Below are 23,862 nucleotides of genomic sequence, written 5' to 3'. Positions count from 1 at the left end.
CACCTTCAATACTGTTTTTAAAAGCTTTTATCATGACAGTTCTTTTATGTTCTGAAACGTTCTCGTCCCAGAGCTTTAAACTTCTGAGGTATGATGAAAATTATGAATACCTGAAAGACTCCACCAAAAGCTTTTATGATAACATTAAATATCTCCCTCTCAATGAAAAGAAAGATATCTATCTCTCATTGGGTGGTGAGGCAAGGTATGAATATGTGGATTTCAACAACGAAGATTGGGGAAGGCTTAACATAGGACACAACGACTTTTTTCTCCAACGCTATGATCTTCATGCAGACTGGCATTTCGGGAAAAATTTCAGAATATTTTCACAGATCAGAAGTGCTTTGCAAAACGGAAGAAAAAACGGTTCAAGAGCCATTGATGAAGACCAGCTGAGTATTCAGAATCTCTTTCTGGATGCAGGTTTGGTGAATAAGGAAGATCAGAAGCTGACAGTAAGACTGGGAAGACAGGAGCTGGACTACGGTTCCGGAAGATTAATTTCTGTAAGGGAAGGGCCGAATGCAAGGTTGTCTTTTACAGGAGCCAAAATCATGTATTCCTATAAAAATATTTCCGTAGATGCTTTTACGATGATGGCAGACTCTATCAAGACCGGCGTTTTTGATAATACCATTTCAAAGCAGCTTAACCTTTGGGGACTTTATTCCAAAATTATTATTCCTGAAGCCGGAAATCTGGATCTATATTACCTCGGAATCCGTAGAGATGAATCTGTTTTTGAAGCCGGAACAGCAAGAGAAAAACGTCACACAGTTGGTGGAAGACTCTGGAAATATGGCGGCGGATTTATCTATAACCTGGAAGCGGCCTATCAGTTCGGACGCTTTGGAAACGAAAAGATCAGTGCCTGGACAGGCTCTGTAGATATCGGTTATGTCTTTGAAAACTTCACATTAAAGCCAAGCATCAATCTGAGAAACGATTATATATCAGGAGATCATTCTAAAAACGATGGAAAGCTCAATACATTTAATCCTTTATATCCGAAAGGAGGGTATTTTGGTTTCAGTCCACAGGTGGGACCTGTCAATTTAATTGATATTCATCCGTATATGACCCTTGATCTGACTTCCAGACTCAAAATGCAGATGGATGTTGTCTTCAACTGGCGATATTCCCTGAACGACGGAGTTTACCGGCCAAGCGGAGCATTGAACCGTCCCGGAAGCAGCTCAGATAAAAGGTATATTGGAACGGCTTATTTAACCAGCTTTACCTATAATTTCAACAAACATTTTTCTTTGGTGAGCGGACTTCAGTATTTCCACAAAGGACCTTTTATTGAAGATATCATTCAGGATGCAAAAAGCGGTGTTTTCTGGAATATCAGGCTGGGATTCAAATTTTAATCATTACTAAATCATTTATTATGCAAAATTCAATTTCAAAATACATCAATTGGTCAAAAGCAATCTTTACAGCATTAGTGTTGGCAACTGCGGGAACCAACTTCGCTTCAGCACAGGCTGTTGCAGAAAAAACAGCTATTGGAACCTCAAAAACATGGGGAACTGTTGACGGAATTTCCGTTGTAGGACTGGTGCAGGGACCTTCAGCTGCCAAAGCAGATTTACAGATCGCCTGTGTTTTCGAGTATACGGAAGGAGATATTTTCAATCCGCCGGCGCTTCCCAAAGAGCTGAACGGCATGGTTCATCTGGATGAAGCATTAAAAGGAATTATTACAGAAGTGCGTAAAAAAGGACAGTTCAAAGGACACGCTTTGGAAACCTTATTAATTAATCCTCCAAAAGGAAGCCTTGCCTCCGGAAAACTGCTGTTGATCGGCCTGGGGAACAGAAACTCTTTCGATGCCGGACTCATGAAAGAAGTAGGAAGTGTTGCCATGAGAGAAGCTTTGAAACTGCAGGTACATACTGCATCATTTGCCAGCGATATCAAAGATGCAGGAATCGATTCTCCGACAGCTCTGGTGGCAGAAAATGTGGTCTTGGGTGCCTTTGACGCCTATCGTGCCCAGTCTTATTTAAATACTCAGCATTTATCCGATAAAATGAAATTAAAAAAACTGTTTCTATTGGCCGGGCCATCTTTTTTCACTGTTGCCGGAGGAGGAATTCAGGAGGCGATTTCAAAGTTGAACACCAAATAATTAAAGATGAAAGCAGACCTTATCGTATACAACGGAAAAATCCACACTTTCAATAAAGAAACTCCGGAAGTTTCTGCAGTGGCCATTAAAGACGGGAAAATTATTGCAGTTGGAAATGACGGACTGGCAGATCAGTTCGCAGATGAATCCACAGAACTGATTGATCTTAAAAAGAAAAGAGTGGTGCCGGGAATCAATGATTCTCATATTCACCTGATCCGTGGCGGATTGAATTACAACCTGGAATTAAGATGGGATGGCGTTCCCTCACTGGCCGATGCGCTCAGAATGTTAAAAGACCAGGTAGACCGTACGCCTTCTCCACAATGGGTTCGTGTCGTGGGAGGATGGTCCGAATTCCAGTTTGCAGAAAGAAGGATGCCTACTTTGGAGGAAATTAATGCTATTGCTCCGGAAACACCTGTTTTTATTCTGCATTTGTACGACAGGGCTTTAATGAACAGGGCAGCATTGAAGGCAGTAGGATTTACCAAAGACACCCCGGCTCCGGCAGGCGGACATATTGAAAGAGATGCTAATGGTGAACCCACAGGGCTGATTATTGCGACACCCAATGCCATGATCTTATATTCAACACTGGCAAAAGGCCCGAAGCTTTCCTACGACCACCAGCTGAATTCTACCAGACATTTTATGACAGAACTGAACCGTTTCGGAATTACCAGCGTCATTGATGCCGGCGGAGGATTCCAGAACTTCCCGGATGATTATCAGGTAGTGAACGAACTGAATGAGAAAAAACAGCTTACCGTAAGGATCGCCTATAATCTTTTTACCCAGAAACCAAAGCATGAATTTGAAGATTTCAGCGATTGGATTGATACTGTAAAATTATACCAGGGCGATGAAATGTACCGCCACAACGGGGCAGGAGAGATGCTGGTATTTTCGGCAGCCGATTTTGAAGATTTTCTTCAGCCAAGACCGGATCTGCCTGAAAACATGGAAGCAGATCTTGAAAAAGTAGTCCGTTTACTGGTAGAAAACCGCTGGCCTTTCAGACTTCACGCCACCTATAATGAAAGCATCACCCGTTTTTTAAATGTCTTTGAAAAAGTAAACCGCGATATTCCCTTTAATGGTCTTCCATGGATTTTTGATCATGCAGAAACCATTGATGAAAAGAATATTGAAAGGGTGAAAATGCTTGGCGGCGGAATCGCTATCCAGAGCAGAATGGCTTACCAGGGAGAATATTTTGCAGACCGTTATGGTTCTGGTGCCGCAGAAAGTACACCACCCGTAAAAAAAATGCTGGAAATGGGAGTTCCTGTAGGCGGAGGTTCGGATGCTACAAGAGTAAGCAGCTACAATCCGTGGGTTTCCATGTATTGGCTGACCGCAGGAAAAACTGTTGGCGGACTTCAATTATACCACGAAACAAAGCTGGATAGAGCAACTGCATTGGAGCTCTATACAAAAGGCAGCGCATGGTTTTCTCAGGAACAGCAGAAAAAAGGCGATATCAGAGTAGGAATGTTTGCTGATCTGGCAGTTCTTGATCAGGATTATTTCACGATTGATGATGAAGAGATCAAAAATATTGAAGCGGAAATGACCATTGTAGACGGGAAAATAGTATATGCCAAAGGAACATTCTCATCCTATGCACCACCATCTATTCCTGTGCTTCCGGACTGGTCTCCCACCAATCTTTATAACGGATATTACCCTGCAGGAGGACATTTTCAGAAAGAAATCGAAAAAAATGCGAAACAGGATTTAAAAGCTCCGTTAGCTTCGCAAATTCACAGCTGTGCAGGAAGCTGCGATATCCATCATCATAACCATAACCAGGCAAGAATGAGCAATGTGCCTGTTAATAATTACCACACATTCTGGGGAGCTTTAGGCTGTTCGTGCTTTGCTTTTTAACTATCAAAACATATGGAAATTTTAAAACAGATCCTTTCATCAGATTTAGGTTCACCATTCAATGATGCTTCATTTCTGGTTTTCCGGGTACTCCTTGCCATTCAGCTGTTCAGAGTCCATGGTTTAAAGAAATTCAGGTTGGAAAACGGACAGAGGGAAGTGATTCCAAATCCTCTGGGATTACCTGATAAACTCAATGCCATAGTCGCTTCATTTGCTGATCTGGTGGTTCCGTTTCTGATTATTTCAGGACTGGGAACCAGGCTTGCCGTTTTACCGACCATCGGCGTAACGGCTATCGGATATTTTGTGGTTCACAGAAAAGATTCACTGGAAGTACGGGATGTTCCTTTTATGTACACGCTGTCCCTGTTACTGATTCTTGCCTTGGGAGCAGGAAGATATTCACTTGATTATTACTTATTAAACATTTTATAAAATGAAAACTTCAATCGGAATTAAAAACGAAAATTTAGCAAAAGTTGCTGAAGTACTGGTTACCACTTTAGCAGATGAATTTGTATTGTATACCAAAACAAGAAAAGCACATTGGAATGTCGAAGGTCACGACTTTTATAATAAACATCTGTTTTTCGAGTCACAGTATGAAGAACTGGACGAAATCATTGACCGTTTAGCGGAGAGAATCAGAATGTTAGGACATTATGCTCCGGCCACTTTAAGGGAATATCTGGCATTAACGCATCTGTCCGAACATCATCTTGAATCGAATGACAGCCTGGCTTACATCAGAGAGCTTCTTTCCGACCACGAAAGTATCATCATTCATCTTCGTGAAAATATTGAAAACTTCGCTGTTGAATTCCGTGATTCAGGGACAAGCGACTATATCACAGGATTACTGGAAACCCATGAGAAAATGGCCTGGATGCTCCGTTCACATTTAAAATAGAAACATGGAAGTAAAACATAGTATCGGCTTTGTCACCTTATTGTTAACCATGATTGCCGGATATTGCGATACCGTGACTTTTGTATCGGCAGATGCCCTTTTTTCGGCGCATGTTACGGGAAACTTTATTGTCTTTGCCTATCAGTTTGTGAAGGGATCGGATATTCATGCCTGGGTAAAGCTGCTTACGTTCCCGGTCTTTATTCTTGCGGTTATGGCAGGAGGGAGGATTGCAGGGAAAGTCATCAATCATTATACACTGTTATTCTGGGAAGGAGCATTGCTTTTGTCGGCCGGAATTATTGTTGCCGTTTTCAGTTACTACGGAATGTTTTCAGAAGTCGTGATGTATACTGTGGCTATGATTACCGTTTTTGCAATGGGACTTCAGAATGCTTTCGGAAAACTTTATGCAAAAGAAACCCATGGCCCGACTACCATGATGACAGGAAATGTAACCCAGGCTTCCCTGGATTTCGGAACACTTCTGTCAAGCGGCTTTCACCACCCTGAAGCATGGGCAAGCCTGAAGAAACAGCTGATTACCATCCTTGGATTTCTGGTAGGCTGTTTTTTAGGAGCTTATGCAGGGAAACAGTTCGGACTGGTAACATTGATTTTACCCGGACTGGCAATGATCATCTGCTATTTTTACCACCGTAAAAACTAGCAGGGGACTATGGCAGATTACAGGATAATAGATTACCTTTAAAAAATGAATTTCAGCCTTTATTTTTTATCTAAAAATCTACTAAAGATAGTATGTTTTTCATTGGTTTTGATGTTTTCATGCAGTATAAAAGCGCAGACCCAGGAAAACCCTGCACTGTTGAGAAAACAGATTTCCTCTTCCACCAATACTGCTCAGAAAACTGCTTTATTATTGCGGCTGAGTAATTATTACATTACTAAAAAAGGAGAGTTGAAAGCTGATCTCGACAGTGCCGCTATTCTGAACAGACAGGCAAAAGCACTCAATATGAAATCCGGGGATCCGATGTCTGCCGGAAAACTCATATTTCTGGAGGCTAAAATAGATAAAGAAAGAGGCAGTAAAAATATTGCTTTTTCCAGAATGAAAGAGGCTCTTTCTTATTTTGAAAAACATCAATTTAAGGAGCAGGCCGGAGAAGCATACAACGAACTATCGTATATGTATGACAATAAACCTGAGTATTTTGATACTAAAATTAAACTTAAAGAAAAAGCGTTGGAACTTTTTAAAAATTCAGGATCAAAGCTGAATCAGGCAGGCATTTTAAAAGATCTTGGTGAGCTTTATTATATCAAAGAAAATTCTGATAAGGCACTGGGCTTGCTCAGGCAATCCCTTTCTGTCTATCAGTCTGTGAAATTCAGAGAATTACAGAGTGTTTATAACCTTATTTCCCAGGTTGAAATTCAGAAGGCAGATTATGAGGAAGCACTCCGATATGGTCTTCTGGCAGAAAAAACAGCCGAAAGTGTGAATGATTATTCTTTGCAGATGTGCTCTATTTACAGCAATATCGGAATGGTGTATTATTATCTCCGTAAAAATGATGATGCCATGAAGTATTGGGAAAAATCACTGGCCACAGCAAAGAAAAACAAAGATAACACCTACATCAGAACGGTGGCCAATAATATTTCTACAATGCTGATCAGGCAGAAAAAGTTTAAGCAGGCCATTACCATGATACAAGAGTACAGAGAACGTTACCCCATAGTAGACAAGGATTTTGAAATGTCAGAAAACTATATCCTGTTCAGCACCTATACTATTTTAAAGCAGTTTAATGAAGCTGAAGCCTACTACAAAAAACTGGTGGCCTATTATGGTGAAAATGCAGAAAAAAATAATCAGCAGGCCTCATTGCTGCGAAGCTTTGTTTTCTATCATTACCAGACCCGGAACTTTGATAAAATGTATCGTGAAGCCAGACTTTTTGATTCGATAGCCAAAAATAACGGAAATGATATGCTTCGTTCGGAAAACCATTTAATGTGGTTCAAAGCAGATTCCATACAGGGAAAATACCTTGATGCCATACAGCATTATCAGCTGTACAAGAAACTTTCCGATTCTGTTTTTAACGGTGAAAAAAGCAAGCAGATCAACAGCCTTAAAATTCAGTTTGAGACAGAACAGAAAGATAAAAATATTCAGCTGCTTACCCAGAAAGCAAAACTGCAGGATATTAAGATTGCCAATGATACCTTTATCAGATATGTCTTTATCGGAAGTATTCTGGCGCTGATCCTTTTTGCTGCTTTGCTGTATAACCGCTCAAGATTAAAAAGCAATGCCAATAAAAACCTGGAACTGAAACGTAAGCAGATTGATGAACAGAACGAACAGCTGAAGAAATTACTTTCCGAGAAAGAATGGCTCTTAAAGGAAATCCATCACAGGGTTAAAAATAACCTGCAGATTGTGATCAGCCTGCTGAATACGCAGTCGGCTTATCTGGATAATGAAGATGCCCTGATGGCCATCCAGAACAGCCAGCACAGAATGCATGCCATGTCTCTTATCCATCAGAAACTTTATCAGTCTGATAATCTTTCAATGATTGACATGTCCTGGTATATTTATGAGCTGATTACCTATATCAAAGAATGTTATTCATCTGACAGGAAAATTAATTTTACAGTGGATACCGATAAAGTATTTCTTGATGTTGCACAGGCGGTTCCTATGGGATTGATCGTTAACGAAGCAGTCAACAATACCGTAAAATATGCATTTCCGGATGACCGGAAAGGGGAAGTTTTCGTTTCATTTAAAAATATTGGTGATGACCTTTGTGAACTGATGATTTCAGATAATGGAGTAGGGCTTCCGGAAGATTTCAATATTGAAGAAACAGAATCTTTGGGAATGAATCTGATGCGCGGGCTTACCGATCAGCTGGACGGAACCTTCAATCTCGAAAACAAAGGGGGCTTAAAAGTGACGATTACCTTCAGAAAAAATACAGAAATAACACCTTCAAATTAAAGGCTGATTATTATGAAAGAAAAAATATTAATTGTAGAAGATGAATTTATTGTAGCCAATGATCTGAAACTGATGCTGATGAAAGCCGGTTATCAGGTTACAGGTATTGCATCTTCAGTGGTTCAGGCCAGGAAACTGATTGCAGATAATAAGCCGGATTGGGTGCTTCTTGATATCATCTTAAAAGGTGACCTCACAGGAATCGATCTTGCCTGGGAACTGCGTGAAATGAATCTTCCTTTTCTTTATATTTCAGCCAATACCAACCAGTCTACCCTGGAAGCCGTGAAGGAGACACAGCCCTACGGATTTATGGTAAAACCCTTCCGGGAGCGTGATATGATTGTTATGCTTGACATTGCCAGATACCGTTATGACATGGAAAGAGGCTGTGAATTGTGTACTGATACCGGAAATCATGAAGTCATTGAAGGAATTATCGGGAAAAGCAAGGTTCTTCAGGATGTCGTTGAAAAAATAAGGGTAGTAGCTCCTACAGATACGTCTGTTCTGGTAGTCGGGGAAAGCGGAACGGGTAAGGAAAAAGTGGCTCATTCCGTTCATCAGCTTTCAGACCGCAGCGCTCATCCTATTGTTGTAGTCAATTGTGCCGCACTGCCGCATGCGCTTATCGAATCCGAGCTTTTCGGGCATGAAAAAGGAAGCTTTACCGGAGCCAATACATTGAGGATCGGAAAATTTGAACAGGCCAACGGAGGAACAGTCTTCCTGGATGAAATAGGAGAGTTGCCACTGGATTCACAGGTTAAATTACTGAGAGTTTTACAGGAAAAAGAAATCGAACGGCTTGGAGGAAATAATACAGTTAAAGTGAACGTAAGAATTGTGGCAGCGACCAACCGTTCTCTGGAAAAAGAAGTGGCGGAAGGAAGGTTCAGGCTGGATTTGTATTACCGTTTGAATGTTTTCCCTATTGAACTGCCTCCGCTGAGAGAAAGAAAGGAAGATATCGTATTGCTGGCCCATTTTTTCCTGAATAAATATGCCGCTGCTTCGAGAAGAAACATCACTTCTATCAGTGAAAAAGCACTGGAACAGCTGCTGAATTATCACTGGCCCGGCAATATCCGTGAGCTGGAGCATTTGATCGAACGAAGTGTTCTTTTAACCAAAACCACAGAAATAGAAAGTTTTGATCTGCCTAAAATCGTTGAAAAACCTTTTGAAATGCAGGGTCAGCTAAAATCATTGGAAGATATGGAAAGAGATCATATTATGACTGCACTTCAGTCTTCAGGTGGAAAAGTTTCCGGGCCGGGCGGTGCTGCAGAGCTGTTGAAAATACAGCCACAGACTTTATATTCCAAAATGAAGAAGTTAGGAATTGACAAAGGGTATAAATAATCTGGAGCTGCTTTGAGAAAAAACGTAAGCTAATTTTTTATTTCAATTTTTTAATAATCACTCTTCAAATAGTTTGAGGATAAAATTATTATGCCTTACAATAATAAATCAATCAGGTAATTATGGAAAAAGAAACACTCAGAATAGAAGGATTCAGTGATGGTGTTTTTGCAATAGCCGTTACACTTTTGGTACTGGATCTTCACTTTCCTGAAGAAAATTCAATACAAAACGGGAATGATCTTCTGGTCTTTCTGAAGAATCAATGGCCGGCATTTCTGGCATTTATCCTTTCATTTTTCAGCATTTTCATCATGTGGGTAAACCATCATAAGATCTTCAAACAGATCTACAGCCGGAATTCGGCGATTATGTTTGCGAATGGGCTTATCCTTTTTCTGGTTTCAGCAGTTTCTTATCCTACCGCTTTGCTGGCAAGGTATTTTGACGGTGAAGCCTCTTCTGTTGTCGTGGCACTTTATACCGGTATTTTTGTCCTGATCAATCTTGCTTACAATTTATTATGGTTTCTGGCCACCCGTAACAAAAAGCTTTTGCGCCCGGGTATTACTGATGCGGCTATAAAAAAGATCCACAACAACTACGTGTATGGACTTCCTATTTATGTTATGGCATTAATCCTGTCGTTCTGGATCCCGGCCTTGTCGCTGCTGATCATTTTAGGACTTTGGATTTTCTGGGCATTGTCTTCTGGGAAAATAGAAATGGGGCTTGACAAACATTATTCAGATTCCCTGAAATAGTGCTTTTTCTCTATTCCAAGTTTCTGCATTTTGGATATCAGCGTGGTTGGAGGTAATCCCAGCAGTTTCGCCGCACCTGTTTCCCCGAAAATACGGCCGTTACATTTTTTGATTATTTTTAAAATATATTCCTTTTCAAATTCCTGTAACGTTTTAACCTGAAAATCCTGATCCGTGTTTTGAGCGTTCATAACTTTCGGAAAATCCATTTCCCTGATCATATCTCCTTTTGCTGTCAGCATGCTTCTTTCAACCATGTTTTCCAGCTCGCGGATATTACCCAGCCATGGATTGGTAATCATCATTTTTATGACGTTCTGAGAAAAACCATTAATCTTTTTGCCAGTTTTCGGGTATAATTTCTTTAGGAAATAGTCTGCCAGTAAAGGAATATCCTCTTTTCTTTCCCGCAAGGCAGGAAGTTGGATAGGAAAAACATTCAATCTGTAAAAAAGATCACTTCTGAACCGGCCTTCCGCCACTTCTTTTTCAAGATTTCTGTTGGTGGCCGTAATGATCCTTACATTCACCTTAATCCTTTTGTTTCCGCCGATTCTTTCAATTTCTTTTTCCTGAAGAACCCTCAGAAGCCTGGCTTGTAATTCCAGGGGAAGTTCACCAATTTCATCCAGAAAAATAGTGCTGTTATGGGCCTGTTCAAACTTCCCTTTCCGCTGCTCAGTCGCTCCCGTGAAGCTTCCTTTTTCATGCCCGAAAAGCTCAGATTCTATTAAGTTGGCAGGAATAGCCGCACAGTTTATCCTGATCATCTTCTTTCCCGAAAATTCCGAAAGTTCATGAACCGCCTGTGCTATAAGCTCTTTTCCCGTGCCCGTTTCTCCAAAGATAATCACATTGGATTGTGAAGGTGCTGCCTGTGAGATCTTTTCAAAAATGAGCTGCATGGCTTCACTTTGCCCCACAATTCCATGAAAGCCGTGTCTGCTTTCCTTTTCTTCTTCAGTTTCTTTCGGAAAATTCTGGATATTTCCCTGAAATGTTTTCAGTTGTTCCTGAGCATCCATATTATGGAGGGTAATGGAAAGCTGGGTAGAAATGCCATTTAAAATTCTTTCCGGAATTGTATTTCTTGAAATAAAGCTTTTGTAGAAAAGAAAGAGTACATTTTTACTTTCACTGACAGCCGGCAGTCCCAATCCGACAGCCATCCGCATTCCCGAATTTTTAGCTTCGGTAAAACAGGAAGGAAGGGGTGACAGTTCTTTAAGATCAAAAAGAAGAGGCTCCGCAGAATCAAGACAGTTTTTTACATACCTGTCAAGCTGTTGGTCTGTGGTATGGTTCTGATTTTCAATCTGGCCGCTGAATATTTCAATATTTCCTTTTACATCCCTGATCATCATACAATCATTGAATCCCAGTTCAGTTTTGAAAGATTTATGGATAACAAGCTGAAGCTGTTTCTTATCTAAAATGGTAGACAACTCTTTCGTTAAACGGGAAATCATAAGCTGTTCTTTCTGCATTTCCTGCAGGCGTTTCATCATTTCTGCATTGGGATCAGAAGGCTTACTCATAGAAAATTCTTACTTGAAAGTTTAAAGATAGGAAAAATTGAAAAAGATCTGCATGTGAATGGTTACAATACCTGAAATAAAAAAAGATGAACCATTAAAGTTCATCTTCAATATATTGAAAAAGAGATCGTTTTTTAAGATCTGATAAATTCCAAAAGGTCTTTGTTGATCGTCTCATGCTCTGTAGTCGGCATACCATGAGGGAATCCCGGATATGTGATCAGTTTTCCGTTCTTTAATAATTTAATTGATTTTAATGCAGCATTAGCAATAGGAACGATCTGGTCATCTTCACCATGCATCACCAAAACAGGAATGTCAACTGCTTTTAAATCTTCAGTTAAATCTGTTTCTGAAAAGGCTTTAATCCCATCATAATGAGCGACAATTCCTCCCATCAGCCCCTGTCTCCACCAGTTTCTCTGTACTCCGTCCTTTACATTCGCACCTTCTCTGTTGTAGCCGTAGAAAGGGAAAGTCAGATCATAATAAAACTGGTTTCTGTTGTTCATCGTCTGTTCCCTGATATTGTCGAAAACTTCCATAGGAACACCGTCAGGATTATTCTCACTCTTAACCATTACCGGTGGAATGGCGCTGATCAGAACCGCTTTCTTAGCTCTTCCATTGGAATATTTATTCACATAGCGGATTACTTCACCACCGCCTGTTGAGTGCCCGATGTGTACAACATCTTTCAGATCTAAAAATTCAACCAGTTCTGCAGCATCAGAAGCATATTGTTCAATAGTATGATTGTAGATATTCTGGCTGGAACGCCCGTGGCCTCTTCTGTCGTGGGTAACCACCCTGTAGCCTTTCTGTAAAAAGAAAATCACCTGTGCATCCCAGTCGTCTGATGATAAAGGCCATCCGTGGTGAAACATTAATACAGGTCCTTCTCCCTGGTCTTTATAAAAAATTTCTGTTCCGTCTTTTAATGTTAATGTGCTCATTGTTGTTTATTTTTAATGTTATAAATTGATTGTATTTAAATATTTTTCTGATTAATAGGCTGTGTTTTCACGTACCAACTGGAAAAGGTCTTCGGCACCGCCATTGAATTTATTTCCGTTAATGAAAAATGAAGGTGTTCCGTTCACTCCGCTGATGATGCCGCTTTCAAAGTCCGAGTCTACCTTTTCTGCTAATTCCTTCTTATGAATATCGGCTTTGAATTGGGGAATATTTAATCCCAGTTTTTCTGCAAGCTTTAACGGAAGATCAGCATTCAGGTATTCCTGGTTTTCATAAATGGCATCATGCATTTCCCAGAATTTTCCCTGCAAAGCTGCCGCTTCTACCGCCAGCGCTGCCGTTCTTGCATACTGATGCATTTCTGACAGAGGAAAATTTCTGAATACAAATCTGATCTGATCTCCGAATTCTTTCATTAATTCTTTAAGAATCGGATAGGCTGCTCCGCAGTAAGGACACTGATAATCCCCGTATTCTACAATGACTAAGCTGGCATCTGAGTTGCCCTGAGTGTGGTCAGCATTGCTGACTGATGGTTTAAGTGACATAATTATTTCGTGTTAAGGTTTTCTAATGCTTCTAAAATTCCGTCCGCGCCAGGATTGATGGCGGTGGGAGAGAGATAGCTCCATTCGATGAGGCCGTCTTTATTGATGACAAAAAGGGCTCTGTTGCATTCTCCTTCTTCGTCATTGTAAACACCATATTTCCTGGCTGTTTCTCCTTTGGCTTCAAAGTCTGCAAGCAGTGGAAAGTGCAGGTTTCTGGATTGTGAAAATGCCAGGTGGCACCATTTGCTGTCTACGGAAATTCCGAAAATCTCTGCATCATATTTTTTGAAATACTTCAGCATTTCGTTGTATAATGCCATCTGGTCACTGCACACAGGGCTCCAGTCTGCCGGGTAAAATGCAAGAATGACATTTCGTCCTCTGAATTCGGATAAGGTAATTTTCTGATCCGGGGTTGCAAATAATGTAAAATCAGGGGCAACCGTATTTTTTTCTAGCATAGGATTAGTTTTTAATCGTTGTAATTGGTATTGTGAATGCACAGATGAGCAGTAAGGCTGCCGGAAACATCAACGTCCAGTTTCCTGAATAAGAGAGCAGGAAAGGAGCTGCTGAAGCACCGGAGAGAAAGCCCATCCATAAGAATAACAAATGAAAGATATTTACTTTGTATTCCTTCCGCTCCTCTGCCTGATCACTCATGACAAAAAGAGCAGCTGTTCTTGCCAGGCTGTTTAAAGTTCCTGTCACAAAATCGGTGTTGATCTTTTGGTTACCCACCGATGTGACAATGGTATTCATAAGACCCATAGAGAAACCGATAACAGCTATAGACACTTCATTGGCAATATGCTCATAGTAATCAGTGATACTGTAAAGGATCATGATGCCGGAAACCGTGTAGAAGATCATCTTTGTGCTTCTGAGCTTCTTTGATAATGATAGACACGTTCCTGTATAAATCCCCGCCAGAAAAAAGCTGATTACAATGGCAGAACTGATGATAACACCATATTTTTCACTGAAAATTGCTGCACCTAACTGGGTCGTATTGCCACTCATAAAAGAAACATAGGTTTTCCATTGTATCAGCCCTGTAGCATCTGTATATCCTGCGATAAAAGCCAGGAATACTGCCAGCTTCTCCTGTATTCTGACGGTTCTGTCAGGGAGCAGGATTTTTGTTTCCGGTAGCACAGGCGCTATTTTCCAGGTTTGATGAATATTTTCTTTTCGGGAAATTCTTCTATTTCTCCTTCTTTCAGTCCGAAATTGGTGATGACCACATCTTTAGGGTTTCCTGCCAGCCATTCGCTGATATCAATGGATTCGTAGGTACCGTTATTAAATCCGATCAATACTTTACAGACGGTATCTCCTGTATTTTTGATATAATGTCCGGCTCCCATAGGCACATAGCCTACATCACCTGCATTGAACTGTTCTGTAACAGAAACTCCTTCTGCCAGGAATACCGACATTTCTGCCTGTCCGGATATAAAATACTGCCATTCGTCTGCATTCGGATGCCAGTGCATTTCTCTTAAAGCACCGGGCTGCAGCTCCAGTACAGAACCGGCCATTGTGGTGCTGATCGGAAATTCCTTACTCGTAACCAATCTCTGAAGACCACCACCGGGAATGATTCTTGGCTGTTGGGAATGCAGAGGATAGCGGTGAAGGCTTGTCAGCTCAATATCTGATTCCTCAGGACGGGCTGCGGCATTCACCGAGAGTTCGTCCGGAACAACTCCTGCCGCAAAGTAAACTTCTTTCTGAGGGAGTTCTGCTACCTCTTCAAGGCTCAGCCCTAAATTTTGTGCAACGATTTCAGGAGGCATACTTGAAACAAAGTCTGTAACGCTGAAGGTATGGTCTTCCGAAAAATTGCCGTTGTCAAAAATCAGGATAAAATGACATTCCTCTGTTCCGGTAGCCTGGATGGAATGTCCGTAGCCTTTCGGGAAATACCATACGTCACCGGGTTCAAAATTATCGGTATAACTCCGTCCGTCCGGATGGATAATCGTTGTACGTACCGTTCCTGAAATCACATACGCCCATTCTGCGGCATTGGCATGCCAGTGCAGTTCTCTCATGCTTCCGGGCTCTAATCTCATGGAAACTCCGGCAATACCTACAGAAGCAGGGAATTCTTTTACGGAAGCACCTCTTGTTGTACCACCGTCACTGGTACGCGGTTCTTTTTTTTCTAATTCGTATCTGAAACTTAATGATGATGGATTCATAGTATTATTTTTTTTGTGATTAATTCTCTTTGTTTTTGTTATTGTAAAGCTACTTCTGAATTTTACTTTTTCTTGATGTCATTCGGTGAAAAGGCAAAATGAGTCGTTGAGGATATAGAGGGGTTGCTACTTTTTTAAAAAGGCTGGTTGTATTGCCCTGTCAGTGCTTTATTTTCAATGCTTTTTGCAAAATTCGGGGTTTCCTCATGATTGTGGGCATCAGAAGCGGCCTGTCTGGATGCAGCGGCATCTGCAAGGTTGATTCCGTGTTCTTTCAGATATTTAAACATTTCGGGAGTGGCTGTCGCATGAATTTCATTGGTATAAAGACAGGTCTTTTCATCAATCTTTGTTACTTTCAGCTCCCATAAGACCTGAACTTTTGTGCGCCCGTTTTTGGTAATTGAATCCGAGATGGAAAGCATGCGGCAGTAATCGGGACGGTGAACATCTGCAACATAATGCTGAACCATCAGTGCATCTCCGATCGTTTCTACATTTAAAGACACTGGTTTGCCGTCAAAAGTAACTGAAATAGCAGCTCCGATATGCTGGGTAGAGCAGCGTTGGTATTCCGCATCCGGCAGATTAAGCAGCCAGTCTGCGATATTCACTTTTTCAATGGGTGCATTAATGATGACACTTACGCTTGAGTGAGATAGTGCGTTTTCGGGAGTTTGTAAGATTTCCATAGTTGTTGATTTTGATTGTGATGTTATTGATGATGTAAAGCTACAAACCGGTCATTTTAATTTTGCCTGCCGTTCGCTCAACAGGCGGAAAGTATCGTTGAATAAGCTGGTGGTGTTCAAATGGTAAAAGGACGAGGTTCCTGAAAACAAAAAAATCACTGTGGTTTACAGTGATTGATGAAGGATAATTTTTAAATAGGGTTATTTATACAGCCATTTTTTGATCAGCCTGGTATAATTGGGCATCACGGCAAACACCATCAGAAAAACAATGATTCCGGAATTGATAAATCCATCAGAATAATGATTGGGTGGAATATGTAAAAACCGTAAAAAAGGAATGATCAAAGCAGGAATAAGAACCGACAGCGGATAAATGGCAGACCAGGTTGCCAGAAACTGTTTCCAGCGTACCGGAACTTTATTCCCTTCATTTTCTGTCGTAAAAAGAAAATCAAGCCCGGATCTGATCTGGTAATGATCGTTTTTCCTGAACAGTGGATTCGCTTTCTCAATAAGCTTTTTCCGGTTATCCGACTCCATCCAGCTTTTAAGGTTGTTAATCGTATCAAAACGGATAATGACAGTGTACACAAAAGTCAGATCAGGAATCGGACGAATAATCTGCAGATCAATAAAGCCTTCGGAATGTTTAGTAACAGGAACAATTTCGTCCAGCCATTTTTCATACTGTGATTGTTTTCCATCCAGAATATGATGGGTAATCACTACGGAGGCACCCTGATTTTCCATAACTGATTTTTTATTGGTTAATTTAATATGCCCTTTTATATTGCCACGGAATTTCTGTTTCAACACCTAATGCTCTGGCTGAATGAATGGCAAAATAAGGATCTCTAAGATGCTCCCGGGCGATAATCACCAGATCTGCATCTCCATTGGCAATGATATCATTGGCCTGTTCTGCTTCCGTAATCATTCCCACAGCTCCTGTTAAAATCCCGGTCTGTTCTTTAATCGCTTTTGCAAAAGGAACCTGATATCCTGGAAATACTTTATCCTTGCTTACATTGGTAAATCCTCCGCCGGATGCTGTAATGAAATCTACACCGTTTTCTTTTAGGATTTCCGAAAGTCTGATACTGTCTTCCAGAGTCCAGGCTTCATCCGATTCTATATAATCAACTGCAGAAATTCTTACGAACAGAGGCATTTCAGCAGGAATAACTTTCCTGATTTCCTGAACGGTTTCTACAAGAAAACGGATTCTGTTCTCAAAGCTTCCGCCATATTCATCCTGTCTTTTATTGATGACTGCGGAATAAAACTGATGGAATAAATAACCATGGCCTGCGTGAAGTTCAATGGTATCAAAACCTGCTTCAACGGCACGAAGGGCTGCTTTAACAAATTTAGTCTTCAGTTCCTGGATCTCATCAATGGTGAGTTCTTCTGCAAAAACTCCGTTGAACTCGTGAGCTGAGGAGGATTTTACCGTCCAGGCACCTTCTTCCGGAGTTAGGGGTTTCATTCTTTCATTGGGATGTTTCAGGCTTCCTTTTCCTCCGGCGTGCCAGAGTTGAATTCCTATTTTGGCATTCTGCTCATGTACAAAATTCACGATGTTTTCCCAGGCGTTTTTCTGCTCATCATTCCAGATTCCTACATCAGATAATGTAGCCAGACCTTCTTCTGAAACAGCTGTACATTCGGTAAGAATTAATCCTGCACCGCCAACAGCACGACTTCCGAGATGGACAAGGTGCCAGTTGCCGGGAATTCCGTTTTCAGCACTGTATTGCTGCATTGGAGATAATACAATTCTGTTCTTTAGGGTAAGATTGCGAATGTGTATGGGTGAAAATAAATTCATTTTTTCTTTTTTTTAAATTGTTTTTGAAAATGCTTCAGCTTCTGAAACTGCTTCTGTCAAAACTTTCTGTACTTCTGCCAGTATTTTTTGCAGATCAGGGTTTCCTTCTGATGCTGTTTCAAGAATATCAAGTTTTTCTTTTAAAAGAGGATGTAAACCCATAATGGCAATGCTTGATTTCAGATCGTGAGCCCAAAGTTTCACCTCCTGAAAATCTTTGTTTTCGTAAGCCTCTATCAGTTTCTGTAGATGATTGGGAATGTTCTCAATAAACTGTTGCGAGACCATTTTTTCGAAACTTTTGTCGCCGCCGCTCACCGTCTGCATATAAGAGAGATCAATATACTGATAGTCAGATGATGGATTTTCGGTTTTCTTTTCGTTTTTATTATTTTCTTTAAACCCGAGTTTCGAAATTAGCATAAACAACTCTTCTTCATTGACAGGCTTAGGAATATATTCGTTCATCCCACGGCTCAGGCATCTTTCTCTTTCCCCTGCCAGCGCATGGGCGGTCATTGCGATGATCGGAATATCCAGTTTGAGTTCTTCCCGTATTTTTTGGGTGGCAGCATATCCATCCATCTGCGGCATCTGTATATCCATTAAAACCAGATCGCATGCATTGCTTTTGAGATAGCTTACTCCTTCAAGACCATTCGATGCAATATGAAAATCAATATTCCACTGGGAGAGCAAATGTTTCATCAGGCTTTGATTGATCACATTATCATCAACCACCAGTACTTTCAGGGGCGTATTGGACTTATCTTTAAAATAGTGGGGATCAACAGTTGGAATGACAGTAAGCTGTTCCTCAGCAATTCCGTAAGGAATATAGAAATGAAAGGTAGTTCCTTTGCCCTGTTCACTGCTTACTTCGATGTTTCCGTTTTGCAGTACAATCAGGCTTTTCACGATGGATAAGCCTAATCCTGTTCCGCCGTAATTTCTTGTCGTTGAATCTTCTCCCTGGTTGAATCTTTCGAAGATTTCTGTAAGCTTTTCTTTGTCAATTCCAATTCCCGTATCTGAAATTTTAAATCCCAGAATAGCTTCCTTCTCTGTTTGCTGTTTACTGTAGATTTCAACAGAAATATTTCCCTGATGGGTAAATTTTATGGCATTTCCGATGAGGTTCACTAGAATCTGGGTCAGTCTTGTGGCATCTCCCACCAATGTGTCAGGAATGGAAGGATCAATCGTACTGGAAATGGTAAGTCCTTTTTCTTTGGCCCTTTCTGTAAAAAATGTTTCCACGGAATTAACCAGACCGTTGATGCTGAAAATTCCCGGGGTAATGCGCATCATTCCTGCTTCTATTTTGGATAAATCAAGAATGTCATTAATGATGGCCATCAGGTTTTCTCCGGAACGCTGTATTGAAGAAACAAATTCTGCTGAGGTTTCGTCCAGTGGACGTTTTTGTAGCAGATTGGTAAACCCGAGAATTCCGCTTAAAGGAGTTCTGATTTCATGGCTCATATTGGCAAGGAAATTTTCTTTGGTCTGTGCTGCTACCAACGCTTTTTTCTCGGCAATATCAAGTTCGCTTATAAGTAATCTCTGGCGTTTGAACTGACGAAGAATGTGATATCCAACAACAGACCCGCCCAAAATCAGTAAGATCAGTATTGAGATGTCGTAGAATCTTGCTTTCTGCCCCATTTCCTCACTTTTCTGGCTGAGTTCAACCATATTCAGCTTTCTGCTTTCATATATTTTAGCCGTGATGCTGGTGATTTCATTAGAAATTTTTCTTGCACGCGGATTGGCAATGGAGGTATTATCGTCCATGTTTCCAACAGAAAGATAACGGTGCAGGAGTTTATCTTTGGTTGTTTTCTTTTCCATGGCAAGAACGCTTAACCTGTGGATCAGCTTTTCTTCTTCGGCGTTTACATTGTCTTTGGAAAGAGAATCCAGGAAATTTTCAATCTGACTGATTTTTTGGTCGATGCCTTCAAGATGGGTGGTATCATTCGTTGCAATGGAAGCTCTGATTCTGCTTTCCACCCCCAGAATATCACGGTCAATCTCCCGTAAATGATTGCTTGAACGCAATTCGCTCAGCAAGGTATTGTTATTCTGAATCAGCGCCTTGGTATTTCCTGCAGAATTGAGCTGAACAGCTATCAATAGAAGTGAGCCCGCAATAAAAGTCAGGATAATAAAATAGCTGAATCGTTTGTTATCCATTACTGAAGATATATTTTTCATAAATAACGGTCTGATTTTAAGATAAAAAATTCCGGTGAAGAGTCGGAGGTACTCCGGATCCATTCACAAATAGAGATCAAAAGATGGACAAACATGCCAGATGTCTGTCAATGCTAAAAGACATTCATTCTTGTATTGAGAGCCTTACGGTACGCATCCGCTACGGGAATGAATTTACCATTGATCATAATACCGCCGTCCTGAAGGGTGTCAATTTTGCCTACAGAAACAATATAGGAACGGTGGACTCTTATAAAATGATCCTTGGGAAGACGTTCTTCGGCAGTTTTCATTTTACCGTGAATGGCAAACATCTTTTCCTTGGTGTAAAACTTTACATAATCACCCATGGCTTCTGCGTAGAAAATATCATCCAGCTTTAAGCGTCTTGTAATATTGGAATCCCTTACAAAAAGAAACTCATCTCTTGTGATTTCCACATTTTCTTTTCTGCTTTCAAGAATCGTCTGTGCCTTGCTTACAGCCTGCAGAAATCTTACCGGCATAATGGGCTTCAGAAGGTAATCTGCAATATTAAGCTCAAAGGCTTCCAGCGCATATTCTTTTTTTGAGGTCGTGAAAATGATGATGGTCTCTTTACCAGAAAGGGTTTTCGTGAGTTCAATCCCTGTCATTTCCGGCATTTCTATATCAAGGAATATCAGATCGACGGAATTGGACTGAAGGTAATGATAAGCTTCTATGGCATTGGAAAACTCGCTGACAATGGAAAGATCCGGAACCTGTTTGGCGAGATGGGCTAATGTTGTTCTTGCAATATCATTATCATCCACGATTAAGGCTTTCATAGGTATAGTTGTTTATGATTCACACAAAGATAATTATAACTTTTTTATTTTATGTTATCTGAAATAGGAGCGGATCATCCAGGCCATTTCTTCATGGGTCTCCATCAAACCTGTAATGAAATCACTGGTACCATAATCTTTGTACTTTTCTGCAAATGGAGTGATGTTTCCGCGGAGAAATTCAATGATGCTTTCATGGTCACTTAATAAATCTTTCATGTATCCGAAGCCATCGTTTGTTCTTTCACTGTATTCCGTTAAATGAGTCAGTTCCAGATAGGTTTTCATAGTCGCCGGTGCATAATGTCCGATTTTACGCATCCGTTCTGCAACGCTGTCAATCAGTTCATCCAGTTGTTTGTACTGTTCTTCAAAGAAAATGTGATTGGCATGGAAGTTATCTCCGGTTACGTTCCAGTGGGCATTTCTTGTTTTGATGTAAAGCAGTGTTTCATCTGCTAATAGTTTTGCTAATTGTTCTGCAACAGCTTCTGTGTTTTTTTCTGTAATTCCGATTTTTGTTTTCATAATAATAAGATTTTAGTTGAGCATTATTGCCTTTTTCTGATGTAAAGGTCAGTCATAATCCTGGAAAACAATCTGTATTTTCGGCGAACGGGCAGAATCAGTCGGTGAAAAGCGGACAATTTCCACTTTCCATAAGTTTCAAAATAATATAGCACATAATTTTATCAACTGCAGAGATGCTTCCTTAAAAAATCAAGACTGCCTTCAGCCAGCTCCCGGGCATCATGAGGTGATTTCTGCCACAAAGAAACCTGTTCCTGCATTCCGGCAATTGAAGAAGAGAAATTTTCAAGAACGAGATTCCCTTCAAAATTGATCTTTTTCAATGCCGAGAAAAACTCTTCCCAATTGATGGTCCCTTCTCCCAGCATGCCCCGGTGAGATTCTGTAACATGAATATGCTTCAGCATTTTTCCGGAATTGATAATCGGATCATAAAAATTATTTTCCTCAATATTCATATGAAAAGTATCAAGGTGGAGGAAAAGATTATTTTTGCCTGTTTTCTTTATAAGTTCCAGGACATTTTCTGCCGTATTGCAGACATAGGATTCATAGCGGTTAATAGGCTCTATGGCAATATCGATACTTTTGGTTTGGGCGTAATCCGCCACATTAGACCATACATCAGCAATGATTTCTTTTTCGTTTTCTGTGAGTGGTTTTCCGGTAAAAACACCGATTCCGCCATGCAGGACACCAGCCAGAAGATGGGTTTCCAACTCATATACTTTATCGATGGCTTTTTTGATAAGCTTTTCCGCTGCTTTGGGATAAAACGCAATGTGAGCATCTTTGGGTAGGTTCAGTGAGCATACTGCTTCCAGATGGTTGTCTTTCAGTTGTTTTTTTACGGTTTTGGCATCAAAATCCATTGATCCGGGCAGCAGAATTTCGATCAGATCAAAGCCAGCCTGAGCCGTTTTTTCTATCGCATATTTCCCTGATTCCGCATTCCATAACGGAGTGATCCAGGAGAGTAGGGAAGCCCCTAATTTTATATTCATTATTTTTTTTTTATTTAATTTAAAAAATCCACCATTCTGTTCGTATTCCGAAATAAGTCCCATATCTTTTGGCTCCTGACTGCTGTAAAAACGGTGAGTAAAGACTTTTCATGGCCTCATCATTATATCTTGATACTTCTGCAATAAAACGGATGTGGGGTCTTGCCCAGACGCTTCTTTCAGCGGTAGGTACGATGGTAGGAGCTAAAACCAGCTTCATCATTGATGCTGCATCCTGGGTTCCGTTTTTACGGGTTGCATAGTGAAACTCGGAGAGAATATGAAACCAGTTGTTGTAATAATAAGTGGCTCTGATTCCCGTATTAAACTCTGTTTTTTTGTTGAAAATTTCACGGTTATAATAGTCCATCGCTTTATCAGTACTGGTTGATCCTCCTTTGCTTTTGGTGAAAACCGCATAGGGATTAAGTGACCAGCGGTTTGAGATATTCCAGAGGAAATGTTCAACAACCGTAAAAGAGTAAGCCCCTTTATATGTTTTTGTGGTCTCATCAGGAGCTCCGTAGGTTCGCCAGGTCTGTGTATTACCATTATCACCTCCATTGGCAATTCCTGTCCCGTACCTTACAGAAAGCTGATTGAATGAACCCGGAATTGTTGTTGGAATATCTGAATTTAATTTAGCTCCAAAAACCCAGCCCTGATCCGATGGATATTGCTCTACAGAATTTTCCCCTGATTTTTCTACATGATGAAATTCTGCCAGTAATTTCAGCTTGTGCTTTGTATTTTTAAATGGAAGGGTCTGCTCAAGGACAAAAACCTCCCTTTGCCTGTAGATCAGGTTTTTTGATCCGCTGATCACATTGGTGTAAGAATAAGGAGTGGAGTTGCTGGCTGCAGTATCAATAGCTGCCGGGAAAAACATTGAAAACCTTGTATTTTTATGTCTTAGTCCCCAACCGGTTGCGGAATGGTCATCAAAATAAAAGTAATCTGCAATGTGAATGTCATCATATCTCAGCCATCTTGATCCCGCCCAGACATCCCAGTCACTTCCCATAATGTTTCTTGCTTCAACAAAGGCTTCCGGCAAGGCAACAATCATTCCCTGATTAGATTTTGAGTCTACATTTCCCAGAAAAGTCCCTCCTGAATAAAAGCTCAGTCTTGCCTGCATATCGATCTTTGTACTTTTTGTACTGTCACCGTTCACCACCGGGCTAAAATGGAAGGCTGGTAAGAAATCTACATAATCTCCCTGATCCATTCTGCCTCCTAAAGATCCCTGGTTGTTCAGATTCAGCTGTCTTCCTGTTTTTCCATCGGCATTCGGAGAATAACCGGCTCCGATTCTTCCGGTTGTTCCGAAGGAAAATTTTTTATTGGTTATCGTGATCTGGGCATTAATTTCCCTGCCAGCACATGTAAGTAACATGAGCCAGGCTAATAAAAGCTTTGTTTTCATAGGGA

23 protein-coding genes are annotated in these 23,862 nt (G+C 40.7%); 9 read left to right on the top strand and 14 right to left on the bottom strand.

The window, feature by feature from the left end:
• Positions 1-32 precede the first annotated feature (32 nt).
• The 9 genes from LIV57_RS03855 (at position 33) to LIV57_RS03815 (ending at position 10,061) form a co-directional block, all read left to right on the top strand.
• Positions 33-1,376 (top strand): alginate export family protein, encoded by a 1,344-nt coding sequence (locus LIV57_RS03855; protein WP_227941490.1) that lies wholly within the window; start codon positions 33-35, stop codon positions 1,374-1,376.
• Between the two features lie 20 nt (positions 1,377-1,396).
• A complete protein-coding gene (locus tag LIV57_RS03850; protein WP_227941489.1) occupies positions 1,397-2,140 on the top strand; it encodes a M17 family peptidase N-terminal domain-containing protein in 744 nt (247 codons plus the stop codon).
• Between the two features lie 6 nt (positions 2,141-2,146).
• On the top strand, positions 2,147-4,036 hold the full coding sequence (locus LIV57_RS03845; RefSeq protein WP_227941488.1) for an amidohydrolase: 1,890 nt from the start codon (positions 2,147-2,149) through the stop codon (positions 4,034-4,036).
• 12 nt (positions 4,037-4,048) lie between these two features.
• Entirely contained in the window at positions 4,049-4,474 is a 426-nt protein-coding gene (locus tag LIV57_RS03840; protein ID WP_227941487.1) for a DoxX family protein, read from the top strand.
• A 1-nt stretch (position 4,475) separates the two neighbouring features.
• Entirely contained in the window at positions 4,476-4,949 is a 474-nt protein-coding gene (locus LIV57_RS03835) for a Dps family protein (protein WP_110011826.1), read from the top strand.
• 4 nt (positions 4,950-4,953) lie between these two features.
• On the top strand, positions 4,954-5,619 hold the full coding sequence (locus LIV57_RS03830; protein ID WP_227941486.1) for a YoaK family protein: 666 nt from the start codon (positions 4,954-4,956) through the stop codon (positions 5,617-5,619).
• Between the two features lie 45 nt (positions 5,620-5,664).
• Positions 5,665-7,932: a histidine kinase dimerization/phosphoacceptor domain -containing protein gene (locus LIV57_RS03825; RefSeq protein ID WP_227941485.1), complete on the top strand. Its 2,268-nt coding sequence runs from the start codon at positions 5,665-5,667 to the stop codon at positions 7,930-7,932.
• 12 nt (positions 7,933-7,944) lie between these two features.
• Positions 7,945-9,297 carry a sigma-54-dependent transcriptional regulator gene (locus tag LIV57_RS03820; RefSeq protein ID WP_227941484.1) on the top strand — a complete coding sequence of 451 codons (1,353 nt, stop codon included), beginning with the start codon at positions 7,945-7,947 and terminating at the stop codon, positions 9,295-9,297.
• A gap of 122 nt (positions 9,298-9,419) precedes the next feature.
• Positions 9,420-10,061, top strand: a complete 642-nt coding sequence (locus LIV57_RS03815) for a TMEM175 family protein (RefSeq protein ID WP_227941483.1) — start codon at positions 9,420-9,422, stop codon at positions 10,059-10,061.
• Here LIV57_RS03815 and LIV57_RS03810 read toward each other — a convergent pair.
• The 14 genes from LIV57_RS03810 to LIV57_RS03745 all read right to left on the bottom strand — a co-directional run bounded on the left by LIV57_RS03810 (position 10,040) and on the right by LIV57_RS03745 (position 23,857).
• Complete coding sequence (locus LIV57_RS03810; RefSeq protein WP_227941482.1) at positions 10,040-11,599, bottom strand: sigma-54 interaction domain-containing protein; 1,560 nt, start codon at positions 11,597-11,599, stop codon at positions 10,040-10,042. The genes LIV57_RS03815 and LIV57_RS03810 overlap by 22 nt on opposite strands.
• Before the next feature lie 134 nt (positions 11,600-11,733).
• On the bottom strand, positions 11,734-12,555 hold the full coding sequence (locus LIV57_RS03805; protein ID WP_227941481.1) for an alpha/beta fold hydrolase: 822 nt from the start codon (positions 12,553-12,555) through the stop codon (positions 11,734-11,736).
• A gap of 51 nt (positions 12,556-12,606) precedes the next feature.
• Complete coding sequence (locus LIV57_RS03800) at positions 12,607-13,125, bottom strand: DsbA family protein (protein ID WP_227941480.1); 519 nt, start codon at positions 13,123-13,125, stop codon at positions 12,607-12,609.
• A gap of 2 nt (positions 13,126-13,127) precedes the next feature.
• Positions 13,128-13,589: a redoxin domain-containing protein gene (locus LIV57_RS03795; protein ID WP_110011604.1), complete on the bottom strand. Its 462-nt coding sequence runs from the start codon at positions 13,587-13,589 to the stop codon at positions 13,128-13,130.
• A 4-nt stretch (positions 13,590-13,593) separates the two neighbouring features.
• On the bottom strand, positions 13,594-14,286 hold the full coding sequence (locus LIV57_RS03790; protein ID WP_227941479.1) for a YoaK family protein: 693 nt from the start codon (positions 14,284-14,286) through the stop codon (positions 13,594-13,596).
• 5 nt (positions 14,287-14,291) lie between these two features.
• On the bottom strand, positions 14,292-15,338 hold the full coding sequence (locus LIV57_RS03785) for a cupin domain-containing protein (protein WP_227941478.1): 1,047 nt from the start codon (positions 15,336-15,338) through the stop codon (positions 14,292-14,294).
• A 134-nt stretch (positions 15,339-15,472) separates the two neighbouring features.
• A complete protein-coding gene (locus LIV57_RS03780; protein WP_227941477.1) occupies positions 15,473-16,030 on the bottom strand; it encodes a hypothetical protein in 558 nt (185 codons plus the stop codon).
• 201 nt (positions 16,031-16,231) lie between these two features.
• On the bottom strand, positions 16,232-16,783 hold the full coding sequence (locus LIV57_RS03775; RefSeq protein WP_227941476.1) for an antibiotic biosynthesis monooxygenase: 552 nt from the start codon (positions 16,781-16,783) through the stop codon (positions 16,232-16,234).
• 22 nt (positions 16,784-16,805) lie between these two features.
• Complete coding sequence (locus LIV57_RS03770; protein ID WP_227941475.1) at positions 16,806-17,864, bottom strand: NADH:flavin oxidoreductase/NADH oxidase; 1,059 nt, start codon at positions 17,862-17,864, stop codon at positions 16,806-16,808.
• A gap of 12 nt (positions 17,865-17,876) precedes the next feature.
• The gene (locus LIV57_RS03765; protein ID WP_227941474.1) at positions 17,877-20,084 is read right to left on the bottom strand and encodes a hybrid sensor histidine kinase/response regulator; all 2,208 of its coding nucleotides are present in this window, start codon (positions 20,082-20,084) and stop codon (positions 17,877-17,879) included.
• A gap of 113 nt (positions 20,085-20,197) precedes the next feature.
• The gene (locus tag LIV57_RS03760) at positions 20,198-20,893 is read right to left on the bottom strand and encodes a LytR/AlgR family response regulator transcription factor (protein WP_002978774.1); all 696 of its coding nucleotides are present in this window, start codon (positions 20,891-20,893) and stop codon (positions 20,198-20,200) included.
• A 54-nt stretch (positions 20,894-20,947) separates the two neighbouring features.
• Complete coding sequence (locus LIV57_RS03755) at positions 20,948-21,421, bottom strand: Dps family protein (RefSeq protein WP_227941473.1); 474 nt, start codon at positions 21,419-21,421, stop codon at positions 20,948-20,950.
• 164 nt (positions 21,422-21,585) lie between these two features.
• Positions 21,586-22,428, bottom strand: a complete 843-nt coding sequence (locus tag LIV57_RS03750) for a sugar phosphate isomerase/epimerase family protein (RefSeq protein WP_227941472.1) — start codon at positions 22,426-22,428, stop codon at positions 21,586-21,588.
• A gap of 19 nt (positions 22,429-22,447) precedes the next feature.
• On the bottom strand, positions 22,448-23,857 hold the full coding sequence (locus LIV57_RS03745) for a carbohydrate porin (RefSeq protein ID WP_227941471.1): 1,410 nt from the start codon (positions 23,855-23,857) through the stop codon (positions 22,448-22,450).
• Positions 23,858-23,862 lie beyond the last annotated feature (5 nt).

The sequence above is a fragment of the Chryseobacterium sp. X308 genome, assembly GCF_020733145.1.
Classification (GTDB): domain Bacteria; phylum Bacteroidota; class Bacteroidia; order Flavobacteriales; family Weeksellaceae; genus Chryseobacterium; species Chryseobacterium cupriresistens.
The sequence above is the reverse complement of the archived record's forward strand: the minus strand, read 5'-3'. Positions and strand labels throughout refer to the sequence as shown.